The organism is Lentzea sokolovensis (assembly GCF_033949975.1).
Lineage (GTDB): Bacteria > Actinomycetota > Actinomycetes > Mycobacteriales > Pseudonocardiaceae > Lentzea > Lentzea sokolovensis.
Map to the genome: position 1 here is coordinate 81,489 of NZ_JAXAVU010000016.1, position 24,307 is coordinate 105,795.

The following is a 24,307-nucleotide window of genomic DNA, read 5'->3' on the forward strand; positions in this document are numbered from 1 at the left end:
GACACCACACAACGTTTTCGCACTACAAATGCGGTCGAGAGGAAAGGTGAGTGGTGGTGCTCAGCAGAGAGGTCTCGGCTCCACGCCGGGGAAGTAGTGCTCCCAGTTCTGACTGGACAGGTGCGCCGTCGTAGTGGTGCACACGCGGGTCGCGGTCGCCTCGACGTCGAGGTCCCAGACGTGGACGACGCGGTCCGCGCCGGCGGTCGCGAGAGTGCGGTTGTCCGGCGCGAACGCCACACCCCAGACCCGTTCCGTGTGACCGTGAAGCACTGCCCGGACCTGGGGGTTTCGGGGATCGCTCACGTCCCACACGCGGACCACGTCGTCGGTCGTGCCGGCCGCGACGAGGGTGCCGTCGGGGGAGACGGCCAGGCGCTGCAACGGGCCGCCGTCGTTGGGCAGGGACGCGAGCTTGCGCGGCTGTGCGGGATCGCTGATGTCGTACAGCGCGCCGCTCGCGCCCTGGTTCGCGAACGCCATGACGTTGCCGTGGATCACGACGGTGAACACCTCGTCCCGGCCCGCCTGCCCGCCGCGGCGGATGGGGTCCGGGTTGCCGTCGGTCTTGAGCGCCGGGTACGCACGCGGCTTGGCGGGATCGCTGACGTCCCAGAGCTGGAGCTCCCGGCTGCCGCTCGCGACCACCAGCGTGCGGTCGTCCTGGGAGAGTTCGACCTGCCAGACGGTGTCGGTCTTGGGGACGCTGAATCCCCCTGTCCTGACCGGAGCGGCCGGGTCGGAGACGTTCCAGAGGCCGATCACGCCGTCGTCCTCGGCGACGACGAGCATCTTGCCGTCGTGGCTGAACGTGGCGCCGACGATCGGGACGTTCCAGGTGATCGCCTTGGTCAGCAGGCGCGGCCTGGCCGGGTCGCCGACGTCCCACAGCGCGGCGGTGGTCGTGGACGACGTGAACAGGACGTTGCCGGTGGGGCTGATGTCGAGCGTCATCGTCTCGTCGTCGGGGGCGAACACGGGCAGTGTGGAGATCTCCTCGGCGTGCCGGTCGTCCGGCCGCCACAGCTTGATGGCGCCGTCCTCGGCGACGGTCGCGAAGTACCGTCCCTGCTTGTCGTAGTCGAGCTTCCACACGGTGTGCTTGTGCCGCGGGTAGTTCAGGTTGGCCAGGTCGAGCACCCTGACCTCGGCCTCCGTGGTGGCGGTGACCATCCTGCGCGAGTCGGAGCTGAAGGTCACCGACCCCAAGGCGTCCGTGTGTCCGCCCAGGACCGCGGCGATCCGGACGTTCTGGCGGTCCGTGACGTTCCACAGCCGCATCGTCTTGTCGCCGCCGCCGCTGGCGAGGAACCTGCCGTCGGGGGAGAACGCGACCGCGTGGACCGAGAAGGAGTGTCCGCTCGCGACGCTGAGCAGCGCGGGAGCGCGCTGGTCGGTGACGTCCCACAGGCGCACGTCGCCGTTGTCGGCACCGGTGGCGATCGTCCGGCCGTCGGGGGAGAAGCTGACGCCGTCGACCGCGTAGTCGCCGGGGGTGGCGTCGATGACGGACAGCTGGCTGCCGGTCGCCAGTTCCCAGAGCTTGACCGTGCCGTCCCACGACGCCGAGGCGACGGTGGTGCCGTCACGGTTCAGCGAAACGGCGTGCACGTTCTCGTCGTGGGCCTGGATGGTGCGCATGAGCGTGGCGGGGCCCGAGATGTCCCAGAGCCTGATGGTCTTGTCCTGGCCGCTGCTGACGAGCGAGCGGCCGTCCGGGGTGAACTGCACGGCCTGCACCTGACCCTCGTGGCCGGACACGCGGGCCTTCTCGACGGGTCTGCGCGGGTCGGTGACGTCGAACAGGCGGATGAGACCGTCCCAGCCCGCGGCGGCGATCGTCTTGCTGTCCGTGCTGAACGCCATGCCGTGCGTGGCGTTGCCGCCGGCGTGGACGCGGCCGAGCTCGCTGGGGTGGAAGGGGTCGGTGAAGTCCCAGATGATCATCGTCCGGTCGTCGGCCGCGGTGGCCAGGATCTTGCCGTCCGGGCTGAACACGGCGAACGACGCCGTTTCCTGGTGACCTCGCACGACGGTGACCTGGGGTGCGGCGAAGGTGCTGAGCAGGGCGTCGCGGGCCGCGGGCAGCCCGGTGAGGCGGTAGGCGGCCAGGCGCAGCTGGCTCGCGAGGCTCGGGTCGCGGTCCTGCAGGCTGTTGGCCTCGGCGATGGCCTTCTGGGCGAGTGCGATGGTGCGCTGTTCGGTGGTCTGTCGTTGGGCGCGCACGGCGAACACGGTCGACGCGGTGGCCAGGAGCAGCAGCGCGGCGAGCAAGGCGACCACGCGGCGCAGGTTGGTGGTGCGGCGCTTCTCGGTGGCGAGGCCGTGTTCGACCGCGGCTTTGCTGGCGTCGAGGAACGCCTGCTCCTCGGCGTTGAGGGCGCCGGGTTCGCGCTGGGACCAGTCGGAGGCCTGGGTGAGCGGTACGCCCCGGTAGAGCGATCCGGGGTCGCGGCCGTGTGCCTCCCAGTCGGCGGCCGCGGCGGTGAGCCTGCGGTGCACGCGCAGGTCGTCGCGTGTTTCGGCGATCCAGTCGCGCAGCCGCGGCCAGCTGCGGATGACGGCCTCGTGGCTGATCTCGACGCTGTCGTCGTGGACGGTGAGGATGCGTGCCGCCGCGAGGTGTTCGACGACGTCGTCCGCCGCGAGTTCGGAGCGTTTGACGTGACGTTTGGTGTCCTCGGTGCCTTCACCCGGGGTGATCAGGCGCAGGAAGACCTGACGTGCCTGGACGCGCTGTCGCTCGCCGAGCCCGGTGTAGGCGTTCTCGGCGGTGTTCGCGATGGCGCGGGCGATGCCGCCGCTCTCGTGGTAGCTGGTGAGCGTGAGGGTGTTGCCGCGCTTGCGCTGCCACGTTTCGAGCAGCGCGTGGCTGACGTGGGGCAGGACGCCGGGTTCGCCGGTGGCGTCGGCGATGAGGCGGGCGACCAGTCCCGTTTCGAGCGCGCAGCCGACCTCGACGGCCGGCTGGGTGATGGCCTTGCGCAGTTCGTCGGTGGTCATCGGGCCGACCAGGACCTGGGCGTCCTCGACGGCGCTGACGAGGCCGGGGTAGCGGGCGCAGTGGCCGTAGAAGTCGGCGCGCAGCCCGATGACGGTCTGACCGACACGGCGGGTGAGCGCGGCGATGAACTCGTCGCGGTGGGGGAGCGCGAAGATCTCCTCGAACTGGTCGACGACCAGCAGACCGTCGGTCTCGGGAAGTGTCTCGTGGGTGCCCGGGGTGATCAGCTCACCTGGCAGGCGGGCCAGGAGACCTGCTCTGAGCAGCGATGACTTGCCTGAGCCGGATGCGCCGATGACCAGCACGGTGGTGTGGTGCTCGAGCTTGCCCAGCAGTTTGCCGACGAGTCGTTCCCTGCCGAAGAAGCGGTCGGCGTCGTCCTCGGTGAACGCCTTGAGGCCGACGTAGGGGGAGTCGGCTTCGGGGGAGTGCTGTTCGGTCTCGCCGATCTCGCGCCAGCGCCGTTCCCAGATCTCCTCGTCGCCGCCGCAGGCCCGGACGAACGCGAGGGTGACGGCGAGACTCGGCAGGCGCTGGCCGCGGGCGGCGTCGGCGAGGGTGCTGGCGGAGTAGTGGCTGAGCTTGCCGAGCTCGCGGTAGCCGGGGGAGCCGGCCTTCTCGCGGAGCCGGCGCAGGTCGAACGCGAACTGTTCGACTGGCCCGGCGAACGGGTCGAGCGGTTTCTCCGGGCGGGGCATGGCGGAGATTCTTCCATCGGCTCGAATATCGTCATTCTCTATAGCTTCAGTGTTGACTGAAGTAGATCATCAGGCGGTGCTCACCCTCGCCTGACAGGTACAGCGTCTCGAACACCAGCAGGTGAGGGCCCCAGCGTTCGGTGCCGGTGGTCGGTGGCAGGGACGACGCGGTGTCGTAGCGGTCGGTGAAGGCGGCGCCCGCGGTGATGGAGAGCTCGAACGCGAGCGCTGCCGCCGCGTGGTCGCCCAGGTCGGCGGCGGCTCTGAGGGCGGCGGCCCGGTCGTTCGCGACCTGGTCCCAGTCGGGGTAGTGGGTCTTCGACTCGGGCCTGAAGGCGAAGCGGACGAGGTTCTGCTCGTCGTCCAGGCCGGAGATCTCGCGGAATCCTGCGGTGCTCGCCAGGACGTCGCCGGCGGGGGACAGGACGGCGGCCGCGGTGGGTTCGAGGGCGTCGAGGGTGGCCCGCACGGTCGTCCGCAGCGGTGGTGGCGGGGGAGGGGAGCAGGTCGTGTCGGCCTTGATCAGGCGGTACAGGTGGACGCGCTCGTCGGCGGTCATGGCCAGCGCGTCGGCGAGGGCGGCCAGGACCTGGCCGGAGGGGGAGCGGTCGGTGCCGCGTTCGAGGCGGGTGAGGTACTCGACGCTGATGCGGGCGCGGTCGGCGAGTTCGCCGCGGCGCAGTCCTGGGGTGCGGCGGCGTTCGGTGCTCGGGGGAGTGGTGGCTTCGCGGCGGGCGCGCAGGAAGCGGCCCAGTGCGTTGTCGGCCATGACGGCGGAGCTTAGAGGGGCCCTGAGCCGGTCTCCCTGCGTTCGTCGTCCGCGGTGATGCTGTGGATCATGCGATATCGACTGTTCGGCCGGACCGGCCTGCGGGTCTCGGAGTTGTTGCTGGGCACGATGACGTTGCGTTCCGAGGACGTGGCGCGGCGGGTGATCGACGTCTACGCCGACGCGGGCGGCAACTTCCTGGACACCGCTTCGGCGTACGGGGAGAGCGAGGAGGTGCTCGGCGCGGTGCTGGGGCGGCGGGACCGGTTCGTGGTGGCGACGAAGTACACGTTGTCGCGGGACGCGGGGGATCCGAACGCGGGCGGGAACCACCGCAAGAACCTGGTGCTGTCGCTGGAGCAGTCGTTGCGGCGGTTGCGCACGGACTACGTGGACGTGTTGTGGGTGCATCTGTGGGACCGGCACACGCCGGTCGAGGAGACGATGCGGGCGCTGGACGACGTGGTGCGGGCGGGGAAGGTGCTCTACGTCGGGGTGTCGGACGCGCCGGCGTGGTTCGTGGCGCGGGCGAACACGCTGGCGGAGTGGCGGGACTGGACGGCCTTCTCGGGGTTGCAGGTGCCGTACAACCTGCTGCGGCGCGATGTGGAGCGGGAGTTGCTGCCGATGGCCTCTGCGCTGGGGCTGAGCGTGGCGGCGTGGGCGCCGTTGGCGGCGGGGAAGTTGTCCGGCGGTGCGCAACGCTCTGGGGTGCTGACCGAACGGGAGCAGCGCGCGGCGTGGGCCGTGCGGTCCGTGGCGGAGGAGTTGGGCGCGACGCCGGCTCAGGTGGCGTTGGCGTGGGTGCGTGCGTCCGGGGCGCTGCCGCTGGTGGGCGCGCGGACTGCGGAGCAGGTGCTGGACTGCCTGGGCGAGGTGGTGCTGCCGCCGGAAGCGGTCGCGCGCCTGGAGGCGTCGGCCCCGTTCGAGCGGGGCTTTCCGGCGGACTTCCTCGCGGAGTGCGAGGCGGGTGCGTTCGGCTCTGCCGTCGTGGTCAGGTGATGAGGCCTGGCAGCAACGCGGGCTGGCGCTTGCGGCGCAGCCACATCTTGCGGGAGCCGTCGCTGTAGAGCAGCGTGCGGGACAGTTCCCAGCCGGCGAACTCGGCCTGGATGGCCAGCTGCGTGGTCGCGGTGCGGCGGGAGATGCCGGGCGGCAGACGCAGCGGCCGGTATTCCCAGTCTCCGTCGATCACCCCTTCGTTCATGGTGCGATCACCTGTATCCCTCCGTTGTCGCCGGACGTCACGGTGACGCGTCCGGATTCCTGGTCGACGCTGACGGTGTTGGGCTGACGCACGGTGGGGAACCGGTACTTCTCGGATGGTTCTCCCGCGGCGACGTTGAGGCCGACGACCTCGTTGCGGTCGGTGAGCGTGATCCACGCGATGTCGCGCTTGCCGTCGTAGGCGATGCCGTAGGGCGTTCCGGGCATGGGGTAGCGCTGGCGCATGATCAGCGGGTTGATCGAGAACGCGATGAACTCCCCGCCGCGGGTGTCGACCACGAGCAGGCGGCCGAAGCGGTCCGGGACGCCGTTGGTGGCGCCGTCGCCCGCCCGCAGGCCCGCGCCCCTGGTCTCGGCGCCCTTGTCGTCGGTGGTCATCTCGAAGACCGCGCTGCGCAGCCGGTCGAGTTCGACGTCACGCCCGTTGACCTGGAACTTCAGCGTGGTGCCTGTCTCGGTGAACGTGCCGCCGGGCGTGATCTCGCCGGGCGGGGTGGCGTTCTGGGCGGGGGAGTGGGCCGGCTTGGCGGCTTCGAGGGTCTCCGCGACCTGCAGGGGATCCTGTGACCCTTCGCTCTGGCCGCACGCTGCCAGCGTGGCGGTGGTCAGGAGCAGAGCAGCGAGCCGGCGCAAGATCGGTTCCCTTCGCGGAAGTCGTCCTCTCCAGCATCCCTGACGGGCGGTCATAGGTCACGCAAGGGGTGGGGTGAAACCCGTTCGGCGGTTCGGTCTGGCAGTAATCTCTATTGCTTCAGTGTGGACCAAAATCAATGTTCAACGGTTCACCAGTCCCGGACCGAGTCCGGACCACAGACAAGCTGATGAAAGAAGGGGTCAGGGCATGGGGCGTTCGGGATAGCCGAGTTCGATCGCGCTGACGTCGTCCAGTGCGGCCCTGATCGCCGGCGGCAGGGTGAGCTCTTCGGCTTCGAGTGAGGCGATGAGCTGGTTCGTGTCGCGGGCGCCGACCACGGGGGAGATCACGCCGGGCCGGTCGCGGACCCAGGCCAGGGCGACGCACAGCGCGGAGGTGCCGAGGCCTTCGGCGGCGGTGGAGACGGCCTGCACGATCCGGGCGGCGCGTTCGTTGCGGTGCTGCTCGACGTAGCCCGCGAAGTGCGCGGACGCGCCGCGGGAGTCCGGTGGCGTGCCGTTGCGGTACTTGCCGGTGAGGACTCCGCGGCCGAGGGGGGCCCACGGCAGGAGGCCGAGTCCGTGGTGCCGGGCGGCGGGGGCGACTTCGCGTTCGATGCCGCGTTCGAGCAGGGAGTACTCGACCTGGGTGGAGATCAGGGGGAACGTGGTGGGGGTGAGGGCGGCGGTGGCGAGTTGCCAGCCGCTGTAGTTGGAGATGCCGGCGTAGCGGACTTTGCCGGAGGAGATGGCGTGGTCGAGGGCGGAGAGTGATTCCTCGATGGGGACGCCGGCGTCCCAGGCGTGGAGTTGCCAGAGGTCGATGTGGTCGACGCCGATGCGGCGCAGGGAGCCGTCGAGGGCGGACAGGAGTGCGCCGCGGGAGGCGCCTCCGCCGAAGGGGCCTTCGGTGCGGCGGGCGACGGCTTTGGTGGCGAGGACGAGTTCGTCGCGGGGGACGACTTCGTCGAGGAGGGTGCCGAGGAGGCGTTCGGCTTCGCCTTCTGAGTAGACGTCGGCGGTGTCGACGAGGGTGCCGCCGGCGTCGGCGAAGGCCATGAGCTGGGTGGCGGCCTCGTCCGCGTCGGTGTCGCGGCCCCACGTCATCGTGCCCAGTGCGGTCCTGGAGACGCGGAGGCCGCTGCGGCCGAGGTATCGCTGTTCCACGTGCGCGATGCTAAGGGGTGATCATCGGCTGAGCCTGGCAATCGGTGTTACTGACCGGTAGGGTCTCGCCGTGTGAAGCTCGGACTGAACCTCGGATATTGGGGCGCCGGCAACGACGCCGCGAACCTTGAGCTGGCCAAAGAGGCCGACCGACTCGGTTTTTCGGTGGTGTGGGCCGCGGAGGCCTACGGATCCGACGCGCCGACGGTGCTCGCGTGGGTGGCCGCGCAGACCGAACGCATCGACGTCGGTAGCGCGATCTTCCAGATTCCGGCGCGGACGCCGGCGATGGCCGCGATGACCGGGGCCACTTTGGACACGTTGTCCGGTGGGCGGTTCCGGATGGGTCTTGGTGTGTCGGGTCCGCAGGTGTCGGAGGGCTGGCACGGTGTGCGGTTCGACAAGCCGTTGGCGCGCACGCGTGAGTACGTGGAGATCGTGAAGAAGGCGCTGTCTCGGGAGAAGCTGCGTTATGAGGGTGAGCACTACACGCTCCCGCTTCCTGACGGTCCCGGTAAGGCGCTGCAGCTGACCGTCCACCCGGTGCGGGAGAAGATTCCGATCTACCTGGCTGCGGTCGGCCCGAAGAACCTGGAGCTGACGGGCGAGATCGCGGACGGGTGGCTGGCGATCTTCTTCTCGCCGGAGTACTCGGCGGAGTCGCTGGCGTCGGTGAAGGCCGGGCGGGAGAAGGCCGGGCTGACGATGGACGGTTTCGACGTCGTTCCGACCGTTCCTCTGATCGTCGGTGAGGACTGGAAGGCGTGTGCGGACCCGGTTCGGGCGTACACGGCGTTGTACGTGGGCGGTATGGGTTCGCGGAAGCAGAACTTCTACAACAACCTGATGGTGCGCATGGGTTTCCCGGCTCAGGCCGAGGAGATCCAGGAGAAGTACCTGTCGCGTGACTACGCGGGGGCGATGGCGGCGATTCCGCTGGAGTTCCTGGACGCGACGTCGTTGCTGGGCCCGAAGGAGCGCATAGCAGACAAGATGAAGGCGCTCGCTGCCGCGGGGGTCACCACGCTGTCCGTTTCGCCGATGCTGCAAGATCTGGAGCAGGGGATCGCGGGTCTTCGGACCGCGGCCGAGGCTTTGGATCTGGCAGGAGTGGGTAGTTGAGCTGGTTGCAGGCTCTGGTCCTCGGACTGGTCCAAGGACTGACGGAATTCCTGCCGATTTCCAGCAGTGCGCACCTGCGCATCACGTCGACGCTGTTCTTCGGCAACGACGCGGGCGCTTCGTTCACCGCGGTGATCCAGTTGGGTACCGAGGTGGCGGTGCTGATCTACTTCGCCAAGGACATCGGGCGCTTCATCAGCGCCTGGTTCCGCGGCCTCTTCTCCGCGGAGGCGCGCAAGGAGAAGGACTACCGGCTCGCCTGGTACGTGATCATCGGTTCCGTGCCGATCTCTGTTCTCGGTTACCTGCTCAAGGACGAGATCCGGACGTCGGCGCGGAACCTGTGGATCACGGCGACGATGCTGGTGGTGTTCGGTCTGCTGCTGGGGCTGGCGGATCACATGGCCAAGCAGCAGCGGGACGAGTTGCGGATGAAGGACGCGATCGGGATGGGGCTGGCGCAGGCGCTGGCGCTCATCCCGGGCGTTTCTCGTTCGGGTGGCACGTTGACGGCGGGTTTGTTCCTGGGGCTGACGCGCGAGGCGGCGGCGCGGTACTCGTTCCTGCTGGCGATTCCGGCGGTGTTCGGGGCGGGGTTGTTCTCCATTCCGGACGTTCTGGAGCGTTCGGGTGAGGGCGTGCAGGCGTCGGTTCCGCAGATGATCGTGGCGACGTTGATCGCGTTCGTGGTGGGGTACGCGACGATCGCGTGGTTGTTGAAGTACGTGTCGAAGCATTCGTACTCGGCTTTCGTCTGGTACCGGTTGATGCTGGGGCTCGTGCTGATGGGGCTGCTGTCGATGGGGTTGCTGCAGCCGATCTAAGGTGGGTGCCGTGGCTACGGTGATCCTGCTTCGACACGCTCGTTCGACCGCCAACGGTTCCGGTGTGCTCGCCGGGCGTTCGCTGGGTGTGGGTTTGGACGAGCGCGGGCAGGCTCAGGCCGCGGCGTTGGTCGGCCGGTTGAAGGACGTTCCGGTGAGTGCGGTGGTGTCGTCTCCTTTGCAGCGGTGCGAGGAGACGCTGGCGCCGTTGCTGGCGGACCGCTCTCTGGAGGCGGTGGCGGAGCCGGATCTGTCCGAAGTGGATTACGGGGCGTGGACCGGTAAGGCGTTGAAGGATCTGCTGAACGAGCCGCTGTGGGCGGTGGTGCAGCAGCATCCGTCCGCCGCGGTGTTTCCCGAGGGTGAGGGGCTCGCGCACGTTCAGGCTCGCGCTGTCGCGGCTGTGCGTGCGCATGATGCGCGGATCACCGAGGAGCATGGTCCTGGTGCGGTGTGGGTGTTGTGCTCGCACGGTGATGTGATCAAGTCGATTCTCGCGGACGCTCTGGGTGTGCACCTGGACGGGTTTCAGCGGATCGTGGTGGATCCGTGTTCGATCTCGGTGGTGCAGTACACGACGACGCGGCCGTTCGTGTTGCGGACCAACGACAACGGTGGCGACCTGAAGGGTGTGGTGCCCGTGGCGCCGCCGCAGGAGGAGCCGTCGTCGGACGCTACCGTGGGTGGCGCGACCGGGACCTGAGGTAGCGCTGTTCGGGTGCGCTCAGGGTGAGTTTGGCGGCCTTCTCGTACTCCAGTCGTGCCTGGTCGTGTTCTCCTTGCAGGTCAAGGAGATGCGCTCGTACGGCGTGCACCCGGTAGTGGTCGAGGTCCAGTGTGGACAGTTCGTCGAGCGCTTTGTGCGGGCCGTGGACCATGGCGACGGCGACGATGCGATTGAGTGAGACCATCGGGCCGGGTGCGGTGACGGTGAGCAGGTCGTAGAGGCCGAGGATTTCGTGCCAGTCGGTGTCGTCGGCGGTTTTGGCGTCGGCGTGGACGGCCGCGATGGCCGCCTGCAGCTGGTAGGGGCCGATCTGTGCGGTCCTGAGCGCGGTGCTGATCAGGTCGGTGCCTTCGGCGATGGCTGTGGTGTCCCACTGGGTGCGGTCCTGTTCCGCGAGCGGGATCAGGGTGCCGTGGGTGTTGGTGCGGGCGGGGCGGCGTGCGTCGGTGAGCAGCATCAGGGCGAGCAGGCCGGTGAGTTCGCCGTCGTCGGGCCTTCTGCGGTGGAGTTGCCTGGTCAGGCGGAGTGCCTCGGCGGTGAGGTCGACGCGGACGAGGTCGTCGCCGGAGCTGGCGGTGGAGCCTTCGGTGAAGATCAGGTAGAGCACGTGCAGGACGGCGGTGAGGTCCTGGGGTGGCCGGAACTTCGCTCCCGACTGTTTGATCTTCTGTTTGGCGCGGCTGATGCGCTGCGCGACCGTCGCCTCGGGCACCAGAAACGCGCGTGCGATCTCCGCCGTCGTGAGACCACCGACGGCGCGCAGCGTCAGGGCGATCTGCGAGGCCGTGGTGAGTGACTCGTGGCAGCACAGCGCGAGGAGCGTGAGCGTGTCGTCCTGGGCGGGCACCGGGTCCGGTGGTGCGGGCGTTAGGGCGACGACCTTGTCCTCGCGCTGACGGCGTGCGGTGTCGGAGCGGTACTGCTCGATCCACCGTCTCGAGGCGGCGGTGATGAGCCAGCCCTTGGGGTTGTCGGGGATGCCGTCGGCCGGCCATTGCTGGGCGGCGCCGAGCAGTGCTTCCTGCACGGCGTCCTCGCAGACGTCGAACTGGCCGTGGCGGCGCACGAGGACGCCGAGGACCTGCGGCGCCAGTGTGCGCAGCAGGCCCTCCACCTCAGGGTTCACATGCCGTCCAGCATGGAGGGGTCCCAGACGGGCCGGATCTCGATGCCGTCGTTGTGGGCGTCGGGCAGGGTGGCGGCGTGGGCGATGACCTGCTCGATGTCGTCCGCTTCGACGAGGTAGAAGCCGGCGAGGTACTCCTTGGCCTCGGCGAACGGTCCGTCGGTGACGACGACCTCGCCGTTTCGGATGCTCACGCCCTTGCCGGTCTCCGGTCCGGGGAGGCCTTCGCTGACGATGAGCTCGCCGGAGGCACGGAGTTTGTCGGACAGGTCGTAGTGGTCCTGGCCGAACTTCATCTGCTGCTCTTCGGTGAGCTTGTCCCACGCGGCCCGGGACTGGGGGTTGCTGTAGATCAGGATCAGGTACTTCACGTGCGGCCTCCCGGCTCGTGGCTGGCTGGCGGAAAAATCTTCTCACCGCCATGTCGAGACCGCGGGCTGTGTCTCGACACCGGTGTGTCAGCCACTTTCGACGGAGGAGTTCGAGATGACTCACACGCTGGTGCAGGACGAGGTCGTGATCCTCGCGGTGTTCACCGAGCAGGAGGAGGGCATGCGGCTGCGTGATCCCGCGCGGATCGTGGCGCGGTATGCGCAGGACGCGGTGACGTGCACGTTGGCGCCGCCGTTGCGCAACACGGGTCTGGACGCTCGTGATCCGGAGGCGTTGGCGGGGTGGATGGCCGGGTTCAGCGGGCCGATCACGCTCGAGCACCGGGATTTGCAGGTCGCGGTGGCCGGTGACGTGGCGTTCGTGCACGGGCTGGCGCGGATGGCGGCGGTGCCGGTCGGTTACCCGGAGGGGTTCTCGATGTGGATGCGCACGACCGTGGGGTTGCGGCGCCGCGACGGGCGGTGGCTGGTGACGCACGAGCACCAGTCGGTGCCGTTCCACATGGACGGTTCGTTCCTGGCGGCGACCGATCTGGAGCCCTGAGCAGCGCGGACACGACCTTGCCGAGGCCCGGACCGTGCAGGGGGTCGGTCCGGACCTCGGCGCTTCTTGCGGAGTGGTCTGCTACTTGACGTTCACCGCGGCCCAGGCCCGGTTGACCGCCGCGTACTCGGGCGACGAGGCGCCGTAGAGGTCGGCGGTGGCCGCGAGGGTGCCGGTGCGGGCGGCGGCGTACTTGGTGCTGGAGGTGAACTTGGTGGTCAGCGCGCGGTACCAGATCTTCTCGGCCTTGTCGCGGCCGATGCCGGTGACGGGCTGGCCGTCGGTGGTGGGGGAGTCGTAGGCGACGCCGTTGATGGTCTTCTGGCCGCTGCCCTCGGAGAGCAGGTAGAAGAAGTGGTTGGCGATGCCCGAGGAGTAGTGCACGTCGACGTTGCCCGCGGTGGAGGACCAGTAGTCGAGGCTCTTGCCGTCCTTGGAGGGCTTGTCCATGTAGCGCAGCGGCTTGCCGTCACCGCGGATGTTGATCTTCTCGCCGATCAGGTAGTCGCCGGCGTCGGTGGTGTTGGCGGCGTAGAACTCCGTGGTGGAGCCGAAGATGTCGCTGGTGGCCTCGTTGAGGCCGCCGGACTCACCGGAGTAGACCAGGCCCGCGGTCGAGGCGGTGACGCCGTGCGACATCTCGTGGGCGGCGACGTCGATCGAGGTCAGCGGGTTGCGGTTCTGGGCGCCGTCGCCGTAGGTCATGCAGAAGCAGGAGTCCGACCAGAAGGCGTTGCTGTAGTTGTTGCCGTAGTGGACCTTGCTCAGCGCGCCCTGGCCGTTGTTCTTGATGCCGCTGCGGCCGTGGACGTTCTTGTAGTAGTCCCAGGTCTTCGCGGCACCGAAGGCGGCGTCGACGCCCGCGGTGGCCTTGTCGGTGTAGGTGCCGTTGCCCCACTTGTTGTCGGCGTCGGTGAACAGGGTGCCGGTGCCCGTGCCGTTGTTGAGGTTGTTGACGGCCTGGTTGCCGCGGGCCGGGTCCTTGAGCTGGAACGTGGAGCCGGACTGGGTGGTGTTGAGGGCGACGGTGCCGGTGTAGGTGGACTGGCCGGTGCCCTCGGCGTGGTGCACGCCGTCGTAGGTCAGCAGCGTCTGGCCGGTCTTGGCGTCGGTGAAGGTGTGCAGTTCGCTGGGCGTCTGGTCTTCCTTGACGCTGTGCGTGACCGTCTCCCACGCGAGCACGGGGGCGTGGTCGAGGGCGAACACGACCAGCGTGCCGCCGGCGGCCGCGGTGGCGGGCGCAGAGGTGTCGAGGCCTGCGAGGGTGGCCTCCGACGCCTTGGTCACGCCCGTGACCTGGCCGGACTTCTGGGCGACGACGAGGTCGCCGCCGATGACCTTCAGACCGTTGAGGGTGCGGTCGAAGCGGAGGTGGTGCGTGCCGTCGGCGTCGCGCACGACGTCACGGGGCACGAGCTGCTCGCCGCCGGCCAGGCCGAGGGCGGAGGAGATCGTCCCCGCCTGCTCGGCCGCGGCGTGCAGAGCTTCCTGTTGTGTGAGGCTCCTCGGCTGCGGTGCAGCGTTGGCTCCCAGCGTGCCCGTGGCGGCCAGAGCCGCCCCGGCCACCAGGGCGGTGGTGATGCCCAGGGTTTTGCGCTTCATGAACGCTCCTTGTTCCGGTGCAGGGAGTGATCGCTCCGGCGTTACAGGGGTGCCGGGTCGATCACCGTGGAACATCCCGGCCGTCGTCGATGACCGGGCGTGGTGATCGTATTGCTCTCAGTGCATACGACCAGCCGCTCCCAGAATGCGAGATCGGTTCATGAATTGAGCTGATGCGCTGGTCAGGACACCGGTTTTTGTCCGAATGGCGGGACAAAAGAGCAGCTCAAACGGCGTGGAAACACGACGGAAACTTCCCGGTACGACCCAGCCGCTGGGCTAACTCGCTGCTCCGATTGGTGCAGCCCTACCGGAGGGGATCTTGTTTACAGTTAACTACGCAGCGTGAGACCTGGGTCACAAACTCACAGGCCGAGGCGGGTCACGGCGTTGTCCTCGAGCGGGTTCGCCGTGCGGATGTAGCGGTGCACCGTCCGCGGATTGGTCCACCGGCCCTGCCGCATGATCTCCCGGTCGCTCGCCCCGCCCAGCGCCGCCTGCGTCGCGAACCCCGCCCGCAGCGAATGCCCGCCGAACAACGCCGGATCCAGCCCCGCCCGCACCGCGTACCGCTTCACCAGCTCGGCCACCGCACGCCCCGACATCGCCTTGTCCGCGATGCCGCCGTGCCGGTTGATGATCGGGAACACCGCACCCCGGCGCCCGCCGGCCTGGTAGCCGTGGCAGCGGTGCAGACCTGTCTCGGTGATCTCGCGGCCGTCGAGCACGTCGGCCCAGTCCGCGAACGCGCACACCGGGCACGTCGGCCGCCTGCTGCCGCGCGGCAGCACCACCGACTGCTGGTGCTTGCCCGTCTGGTCGGTCTTCGTCGTGCCCAGCCGGATCAGCAGCAACGGCTCGTGCGTGCGCGGATCCACGTCCACCGTGACGTCCTCGAACTCGATCCGCGCCAGCTCACTGCGCCGCAACGCGCCCGCGAAGCCCACCAGCAGCAGCAACGCGTCCCGCGCGCGCGCCGGGCCGTCCTGGGGCCGTTCTTCCAGCAGCGCTTCGAGCGTCTCCAGCAACACCGGCCGTTTCCGCCGTGGCTGTGTTTTGCGGGTGCGCCGGATACCGCGCAACGTCAGCCGCACCACGTCACTGCGTGTGGGACTGGGCAGCCCGTTCGCCGCGTGCACGGCCGCGATCGCCGCCGACTTGCGCTCCAGCGTCGAGGCGCCGAACGCCGGTGACCCGTCCGGTTTCACCGTGTCCGCCGCGACCGCCAGGTAGACCGCCACGTCCAGCGGGTCCGCGGGCAACGCCTGGCGGCCCTCCGCCTGACACCAGCCGGCCCACGCGATCCAGTCCGACCGGTAGGCGCGCACCGTGTTCGGAGACTGCGCGCTGCGCAGATAGCCGCTCAGCGAGGCCGCCTGCTCGTCGTCGAACCGTTCGCGCACCCTCACGAGCGCGTCGGCGTCGATCAGCACCGAGTGCGACACCCTGACCAGCGCGTGCTGGACGGGTTCGGGCAGGCTCACACCCGCGATGGTAGTCCTCTGATCAACTCCGCGACCTCGCGCGGCGCGAAGTCCAGCCCACTGATCCCGACGCTCACCTCGAAGGCGCACCGGCGCGGATCCGGATTCGACCGCGCGTACAGGAACAGCTTGATCCCCGTCTCCTCCAGCAGGTTCTGCGCCGCCCGTTGCGCGTCGCGGCGTGACATCGGCAGGTGGACGTGGAACAGGGGAGTGGCGGGCACGTCCGGGATGGTGTGCGCGAACCCGTCGGCGTTGATCGCCTCGGCCACGGCCCGCGCGTGGTCGCGGAACTCCGCCATCCTCGGCAGGTTCTCGTCCATGCCCATCAACGCGATCGCCGCCAGCGGCCACGCGTCCGCGATCGCCCCGCCCATCCGGCGCCGCCACACCCCCGCGTGCCCGATCGTCTCGGCGTCCCCGGCCAGCACCGCGCCCCGCACGCCTTCGAGTCCTTTGTAGAGCGACACGTACACCGTGTCGAACAACGCGCCGATCTCCGCGAACGTGGCGTCGTACCCGGTCTGCGCCTCCCACAACCGCGCACCGTCGCAGTGCGCGGCCGCGCCCGTCTGCCTCGCCCACGCCGTCTGCGCCGCCAGATCACCGAACGCGGGCAACACGCCGCCGATGTCGCGTTGCGGCAGCTCGAACACCACTGCTGCGAGCGGTTCGTGCACCGCTGCCAGATCATCGAGACCGAACAGCTCGTTGCGGTCACCCACGGGGTGAAACCGCAGGCCGTGCAGCGCGTTGTAGCCCTGGTTCTCCCACACGTGCAGATGCGTCTGCGGATGACCCGCGAACGCCCGCCAGCCCGAACGGTCCGCGTGCACCCGCAACGCCACCTGCTGCGCCATCGTCCCCGACGGGAAGAACAACGCCTGCGGCTTGCCCAGCAGCTCCGCGACCCGGTGCTCCAACTCGCGCACCGGATCCTCCGGCCGCGTGTCCGCCGTGACGCGCTCGGCCAGGCGGCGCACGAGCTCGAACGGCGACTTGCGCGGACCGCTGTGCTGCGACAGCGAACGACGGATCTCCATGACCCGACATTACCTATTGCAAGTTACTGGCAACAGACTCCGTTCGCCGTGATCAGGCCGCCACGCTCAAGCGTGCGTCCAGCTCGGCCTCGTCCGCCACGAACCACAACTGACGGCCCCGGTTCGACTCGTGGACGAAGTCCCGCAACGCCGTGCTCGCCGCCACCTGCTCGGTGATGTCCCCGACCACCACGACCTTGAACCCGTACTGCTGGAACTTCTGCACCACCGCGCCCGCCACCCGTGTGCGCAACACGAGGAAGTCCGGTGACAACCGCGCCACCGGCAACACCAGCCACTGCACGTCCTGCCCCCACAACGTGCCGATCAGGTCCACAGCGGACTGCTCGTCGGTGATCGCGGGACCGTCCGCGGCGCACATCAGCACCGTCGCGCCGTGGCGCGTCTGCACAACATCAGGCATGGCACCGGAACCTAGTCGCGGCCCGCGTCCGATGTCGCGCCGAATATCGCGGGCGACCGGTGATCACCACTTGCTAGGGTCACCGCACGCGATCGGCCCGAGGAGGTGAGTCCCATCAACGCGGTCAACCCAGATGGGCGTTCCCTCCCCCTTGCGGCCTGACGCCGTCCGCGCGTCGCCACGGGAACGCTCCAGCAGCCCTCCCGAAAGGCCCGACAGCCATGCGCTTCACCTCCGAAACCACGTCCGCCGACGGCACCACCGCACGCGACTTCGTCCACGACGGCGTCCCCGGCGTGCTCTGGACCCCCGCCGGCACCCCCAGCGGCCTCGTGCTCAGCGCACACGGCGGCGGACAGCACAAACGAGCCCCCGGCATCACCGCCCGCGCGGCACGGTGCGCCGCCGCCGGACTCGCCGTCGTCACCCTCGACGCGCCCGGCCACGGCGACCGGCCCCGCACCACCGACGATGAGCGGTTCGCCACCGAGATCCGCTCCCGCATCACCTCAGGACACGACGCCGGCGCACTCGTCGCCGAGTACAACGCCCTGCAAGCAGCACGGGCGATCCCGGAATGGCGGTCCGTGCTCGACGCCCTGCCCGCCACCGGCGAGTCCGTCGGGTTCTGGGGCGTGTCCATGGGCGCCGCCATCGGCATCCCGCTCGCCGCCGCCGAACCCCGCGTCCGCACGGCCGTGTTCGGACTCATCGGCGCCACCGAACCCCTGACGGAAGCGGCGGCGAGGATCACCGCGTCCGTGCGGTTCCTGCTGCAGTGGGACGACCAGCTCATCGCCCGCGACGCCGGCCTCGCGCTGTTCGACGCCTTCGCCACCCGCCAGAAGTCCCTGCACGCCAACCCCGGAGGCCACGGCGAAGTCCCCGAGCACGAACTCGCCGGCGCGGTCACGCTCCTCGCCGGATAAATCCCGGGCGCCCGCGGACGGGTCTGGGTAGCGTCGCACCACATGCGTGATCTCGCGACGTTGCCCAAGGCCCACCTGCACGTGCACCTGGAAAGCACCGTGCGCCCGGACACCCTCGCCGAACTCGCCGAGCGCCACGGCGTCGACGTGCCCGCCGTGCAGGCCGGATCGTTCGACGGCTTCACGCAGTTCGCCGCCCACAACGGGGCAGTACGGGACTGCCTGCGGCGAGCCGAGGACTTCCACCGGATCGCGTACGAGTTCTGCGCCGAGGAAGCAGCGCAGGGGACCCGGTACGCCGAGGTCACGTTCACCGCGGCAGCGCACGGAGAACGCCTCGGTGATCCGGACATGCCGCTCGAAGCGGTGTTGTCCGGGCTCGCCGCAGGACAGGCCGCCCACGGCATCGAATGCCGTGTGATCGTGGACCACCCCAGAAAGCGGTCAGTCGCGCGGTTTCAGGACTCGCTCCGTCTCGCGACCACGCACCCGCGGGTCGTCGCGATCGGGATGGCCGGAGCGGAAGACCACCCGCTCACCCCGTTCACCGCCGTGTTCCGCGCCGCGCGCGAAGCCGGGATCGGGCTCGTGCACCACGCCGGGGAGTGCTGCGGAGCGGCGAGCGTCGCCGAAGCCGTCACCGTAGGACTCGCCGACCGGATCGGCCACGGGTTCCGCGCACTCGACGACCCGGACGTCGTCGCGCTGCTGCGGGACCGCGCCATACCGCTCGAAGCCTGCCCGTCGTCCAACGTCGCACTGGGACTGGTCGACTCGCTCTCCTCTCATCCGCTGCCACTGCTCATCGACGCCGGCCTGACCGTCACGCTCAGCACCGACATCCCCGCATCCACCGGCACCACGCTCACCGACGAATACCGGCTGCTGCGCGAGCACCTCGGCTTCGACGACGACGCTCTCGCGCGCATCGCCACCAACGCCGTCGACGCCTCCTTCGCCCCCGCGGACACGAAGACCGCGCTGCGTCAGGACATCGCCGCCTGGCGAGCAGGCTCGAAACACACCAGCCCGTGGCGCGACGCCAGCAACGCCACCAGATCCAGCACCTGACGCTGCCCCGGCCACACCACGTGCACGATCACCGCGTCCACCCCCACCGTCAGCGCCTCCTCCCACGACACGGGGGAGGAGGGATCAGGCGAGGTCCGCCGCAACTCCCGCACGAACGCCGCCACCGCGGGCTCGAACGCGCCCAGCGGCGAGGACCGCAACTCCGCATACCGGGCCGCCGCCTCCGCGAAGGACGCCGGACCAGGAGCCCGCCACACCACCACGTCGACCGGCACCTCGACCGGCACGGCCATCACGCCACCTTCCCGAACAACGCACCCAACCGCGGGATCCGCGCGGAGATCTCCGCCGGATCAGCGAAATCCCACTGCTCACCTGCCGGATCCGGCGACACCAGCAGCCCACGTGAGGCCACCACCGCCTCCAGATCACCGTCGAACGCCTCGGCCGCCACGTAGTCGAGACCCTCCCAGTCCGGCCAGTCCTCATCCGCCCACGCGTGCACGCCGCCACGCGACGCCAGCAACCGCACGTGCGGCAGATCGGCCAGCGCGTCCGGCGACGAGGCCACCGCCTCGAACACCGCCCGGCCCTGACCCACCAGCCACGCCTGGAAGTAGAAGAACCCGTCGTCCGAGCACAACCCGCCGCAGATCACGTCCGCCGCGTGCCAGTGCGCCCACGTGTCCACCCGGCGACGCACCTCGTCCAGGCGCACCGCGAACTCCACCACCTCGCCGGCAGGCAACGCTGCCAGCGCGGCCGTGAGCCGCTCCAGCCGATCGTCCTGGTCCGAGGCCCCCGCAGCGGAGGACTCCACCAGGCCCCAGAACGCGTTGAGGTCCATGCCCGAAACGCTAGCGAGGGGGTCTGACAATTTTTGAAGCCCCGACATCAGGCCAGGTCAGAAGCCCTGCGAGGTCATACGGGTAGGACGGAGCGACCAGGGGAGCGGCATCACGGACGGCATGGAGGGACCGGCAGACCCCAGGGGCTATCGAGCCACTTTCCCGAACAACGCCCACAGCCGCGGAATCCGGCGCGCGATGTCCACCGGATCCTCCATCTCCACGTCCTCACCGCCCGGCGACACGTCGAACGCCCGCGCCTGCCCGCGCGAGGCCAGCAGGTCGTCCAGGTCTCCGGCGTACACGGCCTCGAACGCCGCGTCCGGCACCCGGTACAGCACCTCCCACTCCGGCCAGTCCTCGTCGGACCAGCCGTCCACGGGCCCCAGCGCCGCCAGCCGCGCCACCGCGGGCAGATCGGCCAGCGCGTCCGGCGACGCCGCCACCGACTCGAACACCGACCGCCCCTGGCCGATCAGCCACGCCTGGAAGTAGAAGAACCCGTCACCGGAACACAGCCCGGAACAGATCAGCGTGGCCGCCTGCCAGTGCGCCCACGTGTCCACCCGGACGCGCTGCTCGTCGAGCCGCACCGCGAAGTCGGCGATCTCACCCGCCGGCAGCAAAGCCAGCCGCCCGGACAGCCACTCCCGCCGTTGTTCCAGGTCAGCGGTAGCGGCAACGGCGTGATCGACCAGCTTCCAGAAGCCCCCTGCGTCCATGCGGCAACGCTAGCGGCGGGGTCTGACAGTTATTGACGCGAGCGAATCGGAGCTCCCCACTATCCTTGACACCAAATGGACACCCCGCACGCTGAACTGCACAAACGCCTGCCCGAGCTCATGCCGCGTGATCAACGCCGACTCGCCAGGCGCCTCGACGGCGCACGCAAGGTCAAGGACCCGCTGGCGCGCCGCAAGATCACCGAGGAGATCGCCGCCCAGATCGACGAGGCCGCGCTCAAGGTCGCGCTGCGCCGGGAGTCCGTTCCCAAGATCACCTATCCCGCCGAGCTACCGGTCAGCCAGCACAAGGACGAGATCAAAGAGCTGATCGCGCACCACCAGGTCGTGATCGTCGCGGGCGAGACCGGATCCGGTAAGACCACGCAGCTGCCCAAGATCTGCCTGGAACTGGGGCGCGGTGTCATCGGCCAGATCGGCCACACCCAGCCGAGAAGGATCGCCGCCCGCACCGTCGCCGAACGCGTCGCCGAGGAGCTCGGCACCAAGCTCGGCGACACCATCGGCTACAAGGTCCGCTTCACCGACCAGTCCGGCGACGACACGCTGGTCAAGCTCATGACCGACGGCATCCTGCTCGCCGAGATCCAGACCGACAGGACGCTGAGCAGGTACGACACGATCATCATCGACGAGGCCCACGAACGCAGCCTCAACGTCGACTTCCTGCTCGGCTACCTCAAACAGCTCCTGCCGCAGCGCCCCGACCTCAAGGTCGTCATCACCTCGGCGACCATCGACCCGCAACGCTTCAGCGCGCACTTCGAGAACGCCCCGGTCATCGAGGTCTCCGGCCGCACCTACCCCGTCGAGACCCGCTACCGGCCGCTGGAGGAGGACGACGACCAGACCCAGGGCATCCTCAACGCCGTCCGCGAACTGCAGGCCGAAGGCCCCGGCGACGTCCTGGTGTTCCTGTCCGGCGAACGCGAGATCCGCGACACCGCCGAAGCCCTCAAAGCCGAAGACCTCCGCAACACCGAGATCCTCCCGCTCTACGCCCGCCTGTCCGTGGGCGAGCAGCACCGCGTGTTCCAACGCCACACCGGCCGCCGCGTCGTGCTCGCCACCAACGTGGCCGAGACCAGCCTCACCGTGCCCGGCATCAAGTACGTCGTCGACCCCGGCAACGCCCGCATCTCCCGCTACAGCCACCGCCTCAAGGTCCAGCGCCTGCCGATCGAACCCATCAGCCAGGCGTCGGCCAACCAGCGCAAGGGCCGCTGCGGCCGCGTCAGCGAAGGCATCTGCATCCGCCTGTACTCCGAAGAGGACTTCGAGGCCCGCCCCGAGTTCACCGACGCGGAGATCCTGCGCACCAACCTCGCCAGCGTCATCCTGCAGATGACCAACATCGGCCTCGGCGACGTCGCCGCGTTCCCGTTCATCGACCCGCCCGACTCCCGCAACATCAACGACGGCATCGGCCTGCTGCAGGAGCTCGGCGCCATCAACGCCGCCGAGAAGAAGCTCACCCCGACCGGCCGCAAACTCGCCGCCCTGCCCGTCGACCCCCGCCTGGGCCGCATGGTCCTGGAGGCCGACACCACCGGCTGCCTCAAAGAGGTCATGATCATCGCCGCGGCACTGTCCATCCAGGACCCGCGCGAACGGCCCGCGGACCAGCAGGAAGCCGCCACCCAGCAACACGCGAGGTTCGTTGACAAGGAATCCGACTTCACGACGTTCCTCAACCTGTGGGAGTACCTCAAGGAGCAGCAGAAGGAACTGAGCGGCAACCAGTTCCGCAAGCGCTGCAAGGCCGAGTTCCTCAACTACCTGCGCGTGCGCGAGTGGCAGGACATCTACCTGCAACTGCGCCAGGTCGCCAAGCAGATCGGCATGCACGTCAACGACCAGCCCGGCGACCCGCGCAACATCCACATCGCGCTGCTGTCCGGACTGCTCAGCCACATCGGCGTCAAGGACATCCTCAAAAAGCAGGCACCAGGCGAGAAACGACGTCCGCTCACGGAGTTCCTCGGCGCCCGCAACGCCAAGTTCGCGATCTTCCCCGGCTCCGCGCTGGCCAAGAAACCACCGCAGTGGGTGATGGCCGCCGAACTCGTCGAGACCAGCCGCCTGTGGGGCCGCATCGTCGCCAGGATCGAACCCGAATGGGCCGAACGCCTCGGCGAGCACGTGGTCAAACGCCAGTACTCCGAACCGCACTGGGAGACCAAACGCGGATCGGTCGTCGCGCTGGAGAAGGTCACGCTGTACGGGGTGCCGATCGTCGCCGGCCGCAAGGTCAACTACGGCCGCATCGACCCCGAACTCTCGCGTGAGCTGTTCATCCGCCACGCGCTCGTGCAAGGGGAGTGGACCACGCACCACCGGTTCTTCCACACCAACCGCGCGATGCTCGACGAAGTCGGCGAACTGGAGAACCGCGCACGGCGCCGCGACATCGTCGTGGACGAGGAGACGCTGTACGAGTTCTACGACAAGCGCGTCGCCCCGGAGGTCGTGTCCGCGCGGCACTTCGACTCGTGGTGGAAGAAGCAGAAGGACAAGAACCTGCTGACCTTCACCAAGGACATGCTCGTCAACGAGCGTGCCGACGTCACCCCCGACGCCTACCCCGACCAGTGGCGCCAGGGCGAGCTCACGCTGCCCTTGAGCTACCACTTCGAGCCGGGCACCAAGAACGACGGCGTCACCGTCCAGCTGCCGCTGCCCGCGCTCACCGCCCTGGACGACGACGCGTTCTCCTGGCAGATCCCCGGCCTGCGACACGACCTCGTCGTCGCGCTCATCCGGTCGCTGCCCAAGCCGATCCGCCGCAACTTCGTGCCCGTCCCCGACGTCGCCACCGCCGTCCTCGCGCGCATCAACCCCAAGGACACCAGCCTGCTCAGCGGCGTCGAACGGGAACTGCGGGCGTTGACCGGCGTGACCGTGCAGCGCGAGGACTGGCAGTTCGACGCCGTCCCCGACCACCTCAAGCTCACCTTCCAGGTCGTCGACGACCAGAACCGCACCCTCGCCGAAGGCAAGGACATCGCGGCACTGAAGGAGAAACTGCGCGACGAGGTCCGCGAATCACTGAGCCAGGCCGCCGGCCACCTCGAACGCACCGGCCTGACCACGTGGGACTTCGACGCCCTGCCGCAGACCATCGAGCAACGGCAGTCCGGCATCACCGTCACCGCCTACCCGTCGCTGCTCGACCAGGGCGAGACCGTCGCGATCAAGGTCCTCGACACCCCCGGCCGGCAGGCCTACGCCCACCGCCGCGGCGTGCGCAGACTCCTGCTGCTCGGCGTCAACTCGCCCGTCAAACACCTGCAGCGCCACCTCGACAACGCCGCCAAACTCGCGCTGACCCGCAACCCCCACGGCAGCGTCGCCGCGCTGCTGTCGGACTGCATCATGGCCGCCGTCGACCGGCTCATGGGCGACCCCGCGTGGAACGCCAAGTCCTATGCGGCGCAACTGAAGAAGGTCCAGGCCGCGCTCAACGACACCACGTGGGTCGTCGTGCAGGAGGTCCGCAAGGTCCTCGAAGCCGCCCACCAGGCCGAACTGGCACTGACCGGACTCAAGGGCGCCCCGGACTCGGCCGCCGACATCCGCGCACACCTCAACTCGCTGGTGTACAAGGGATTCGTCACCCACACCGGCTACGACCGGCTGCCCGACCTCGTCCGTTATCTGAAGGGCATCGCGCGGCGCATCGAGAAACTGCCCGAGAACCCGCGGCGCGACCTCGACTGGACCGACAAGATCCACCAGGTCCACGCCGAATACCGGGAACTGCGCGCGCAGACCCCGGCCGACGAACCCGCGCCCGAACTCGACGAGATCCGCTGGATGATCGAGGAACTGCGCCTGTCCTACTTCGCCCAGACCATCCCCACCCGCTACAGCGTCAGCGACAAACGCATCTACAAAGCACTCGACGCCGTGCCCTTGTAGACCTCGCTACCGTGGAACATGCACTTTCCTGGGGATTCCACGTGGCAG

At 69.1% G+C, this 24,307-nt stretch carries 22 protein-coding genes; 8 read left to right on the forward strand and 14 right to left on the reverse strand.

Going from position 1 to position 24,307, the window contains the following annotated elements; all coding sequences use genetic code 11:
* Positions 1–60: 60 nt before the first annotated feature.
* Both SK854_RS40580 and SK854_RS40585 read right to left on the reverse strand, forming a co-directional pair.
* Positions 61–3,702: an nSTAND1 domain-containing NTPase gene (locus SK854_RS40580; protein ID WP_319980460.1), complete on the reverse strand. Its 3,642-nt coding sequence runs from the start codon at positions 3,700–3,702 to the stop codon at positions 61–63.
* Positions 3,703–3,748: 46 nt separating this feature from the next.
* Positions 3,749–4,471: an MmyB family transcriptional regulator gene (locus SK854_RS40585; RefSeq protein WP_319980461.1), complete on the reverse strand. Its 723-nt coding sequence runs from the start codon at positions 4,469–4,471 to the stop codon at positions 3,749–3,751.
* 69 nt (positions 4,472–4,540) lie between these two features.
* Between SK854_RS40585 and SK854_RS40590 the strand changes: the two genes are divergently transcribed.
* Positions 4,541–5,473, forward strand: coding sequence for an aldo/keto reductase (locus tag SK854_RS40590; protein WP_319980462.1), 933 nt, complete (start codon positions 4,541–4,543; stop codon positions 5,471–5,473).
* On the opposite strand, the gene SK854_RS40595 is transcribed toward SK854_RS40590, so the two are convergent.
* The 3 genes from SK854_RS40595 to SK854_RS40605 all read right to left on the reverse strand — a co-directional run bounded on the left by SK854_RS40595 (position 5,466) and on the right by SK854_RS40605 (position 7,498).
* Positions 5,466–5,678 carry a DUF5703 family protein gene (locus SK854_RS40595; RefSeq protein ID WP_093602889.1) on the reverse strand — a complete coding sequence of 71 codons (213 nt, stop codon included), beginning with the start codon at positions 5,676–5,678 and terminating at the stop codon, positions 5,466–5,468. The two genes, SK854_RS40590 and SK854_RS40595, sit on opposite strands and share 8 nt — an antisense overlap.
* A complete protein-coding gene (locus SK854_RS40600) occupies positions 5,675–6,331 on the reverse strand; it encodes a YncE family protein (RefSeq protein ID WP_319980463.1) in 657 nt (218 codons plus the stop codon). Before SK854_RS40600 ends, SK854_RS40595 begins: the two co-directional genes overlap by 4 nt.
* Before the next feature lie 201 nt (positions 6,332–6,532).
* The gene (locus SK854_RS40605) at positions 6,533–7,498 is read right to left on the reverse strand and encodes an aldo/keto reductase (protein ID WP_319980464.1); all 966 of its coding nucleotides are present in this window, start codon (positions 7,496–7,498) and stop codon (positions 6,533–6,535) included.
* A gap of 72 nt (positions 7,499–7,570) precedes the next feature.
* Between SK854_RS40605 and SK854_RS40610 the strand changes: the two genes are divergently transcribed.
* Genes SK854_RS40610 through SK854_RS40620 form a run of 3 tightly spaced genes read left to right on the forward strand, consistent with a single transcriptional unit; the run spans position 7,571 to position 10,147 of the window.
* On the forward strand, positions 7,571–8,620 hold the full coding sequence (locus SK854_RS40610; RefSeq protein ID WP_319980465.1) for an LLM class F420-dependent oxidoreductase: 1,050 nt from the start codon (positions 7,571–7,573) through the stop codon (positions 8,618–8,620).
* Complete coding sequence (locus SK854_RS40615) at positions 8,617–9,444, forward strand: undecaprenyl-diphosphate phosphatase (RefSeq protein WP_319980466.1); 828 nt, start codon at positions 8,617–8,619, stop codon at positions 9,442–9,444. Before SK854_RS40610 ends, SK854_RS40615 begins: the two co-directional genes overlap by 4 nt.
* A 10-nt stretch (positions 9,445–9,454) precedes the next feature.
* Positions 9,455–10,147: a histidine phosphatase family protein gene (locus tag SK854_RS40620; protein WP_319980467.1), complete on the forward strand. Its 693-nt coding sequence runs from the start codon at positions 9,455–9,457 to the stop codon at positions 10,145–10,147.
* Here the strand turns inward: SK854_RS40620 and SK854_RS40625 are convergent.
* Both SK854_RS40625 and SK854_RS40630 read right to left on the reverse strand, forming a co-directional pair.
* Complete coding sequence (locus SK854_RS40625) at positions 10,119–11,297, reverse strand: RNA polymerase sigma factor (protein ID WP_319980468.1); 1,179 nt, start codon at positions 11,295–11,297, stop codon at positions 10,119–10,121. The genes SK854_RS40620 and SK854_RS40625 overlap by 29 nt on opposite strands.
* The gene (locus tag SK854_RS40630; RefSeq protein ID WP_319980469.1) at positions 11,294–11,668 is read right to left on the reverse strand and encodes a YciI family protein; all 375 of its coding nucleotides are present in this window, start codon (positions 11,666–11,668) and stop codon (positions 11,294–11,296) included. The genes SK854_RS40625 and SK854_RS40630 overlap by 4 nt, the downstream gene beginning before the upstream one ends.
* Before the next feature lie 115 nt (positions 11,669–11,783).
* Here SK854_RS40630 and SK854_RS40635 point away from each other — a divergent pair, with 115 nt between their 5' ends.
* Entirely contained in the window at positions 11,784–12,233 is a 450-nt protein-coding gene (locus SK854_RS40635) for a YybH family protein (protein WP_319980470.1), read from the forward strand.
* 81 nt (positions 12,234–12,314) lie between these two features.
* Here the strand turns inward: SK854_RS40635 and SK854_RS40640 are convergent, their stop codons facing one another.
* The 4 genes from SK854_RS40640 to SK854_RS40655 form a co-directional block, all read right to left on the reverse strand.
* Entirely contained in the window at positions 12,315–13,835 is a 1,521-nt protein-coding gene (locus SK854_RS40640) for a M4 family metallopeptidase (RefSeq protein WP_319980471.1), read from the reverse strand.
* Positions 13,836–14,200: 365 nt separating this feature from the next.
* Positions 14,201–15,319 carry a site-specific integrase gene (locus SK854_RS40645; protein WP_319980472.1) on the reverse strand — a complete coding sequence of 373 codons (1,119 nt, stop codon included), beginning with the start codon at positions 15,317–15,319 and terminating at the stop codon, positions 14,201–14,203.
* Entirely contained in the window at positions 15,316–16,362 is a 1,047-nt protein-coding gene (locus SK854_RS40650) for a threonine aldolase family protein (RefSeq protein WP_319980473.1), read from the reverse strand. The genes SK854_RS40645 and SK854_RS40650 overlap by 4 nt, the downstream gene beginning before the upstream one ends.
* A gap of 52 nt (positions 16,363–16,414) precedes the next feature.
* On the reverse strand, positions 16,415–16,786 hold the full coding sequence (locus SK854_RS40655) for a DUF4180 domain-containing protein (RefSeq protein ID WP_319980474.1): 372 nt from the start codon (positions 16,784–16,786) through the stop codon (positions 16,415–16,417).
* A gap of 221 nt (positions 16,787–17,007) precedes the next feature.
* Here SK854_RS40655 and SK854_RS40660 point away from each other — a divergent pair, with 221 nt between their 5' ends.
* Both SK854_RS40660 and add read left to right on the forward strand, forming a co-directional pair.
* Complete coding sequence (locus SK854_RS40660) at positions 17,008–17,715, forward strand: alpha/beta fold hydrolase (protein ID WP_319980475.1); 708 nt, start codon at positions 17,008–17,010, stop codon at positions 17,713–17,715.
* A 42-nt stretch (positions 17,716–17,757) separates the two neighbouring features.
* A complete protein-coding gene (add, locus tag SK854_RS40665; RefSeq protein WP_319980476.1) occupies positions 17,758–18,786 on the forward strand; it encodes an adenosine deaminase in 1,029 nt (342 codons plus the stop codon).
* On the opposite strand, the gene SK854_RS40670 is transcribed toward add, so the two are convergent.
* From SK854_RS40670 to SK854_RS40680, 3 genes are all read right to left on the reverse strand, one after another.
* On the reverse strand, positions 18,702–19,040 hold the full coding sequence (locus SK854_RS40670; protein WP_319980477.1) for a type 1 periplasmic-binding domain-containing protein: 339 nt from the start codon (positions 19,038–19,040) through the stop codon (positions 18,702–18,704). The genes add and SK854_RS40670 overlap by 85 nt on opposite strands.
* Positions 19,040–19,594 (reverse strand): DUF4240 domain-containing protein, encoded by a 555-nt coding sequence (locus tag SK854_RS40675; RefSeq protein ID WP_319980478.1) that lies wholly within the window; start codon positions 19,592–19,594, stop codon positions 19,040–19,042. Before SK854_RS40675 ends, SK854_RS40670 begins: the two co-directional genes overlap by 1 nt.
* Positions 19,595–19,741: 147 nt before the next feature.
* Positions 19,742–20,317 carry a DUF4240 domain-containing protein gene (locus SK854_RS40680; RefSeq protein ID WP_319980479.1) on the reverse strand — a complete coding sequence of 192 codons (576 nt, stop codon included), beginning with the start codon at positions 20,315–20,317 and terminating at the stop codon, positions 19,742–19,744.
* Positions 20,318–20,392: 75 nt separating this feature from the next.
* Here SK854_RS40680 and hrpA point away from each other — a divergent pair, with 75 nt between their 5' ends.
* Entirely contained in the window at positions 20,393–24,259 is a 3,867-nt protein-coding gene (gene hrpA, locus SK854_RS40685; protein WP_319980480.1) for an ATP-dependent RNA helicase HrpA, read from the forward strand.
* Positions 24,260–24,307 lie beyond the last annotated feature (48 nt).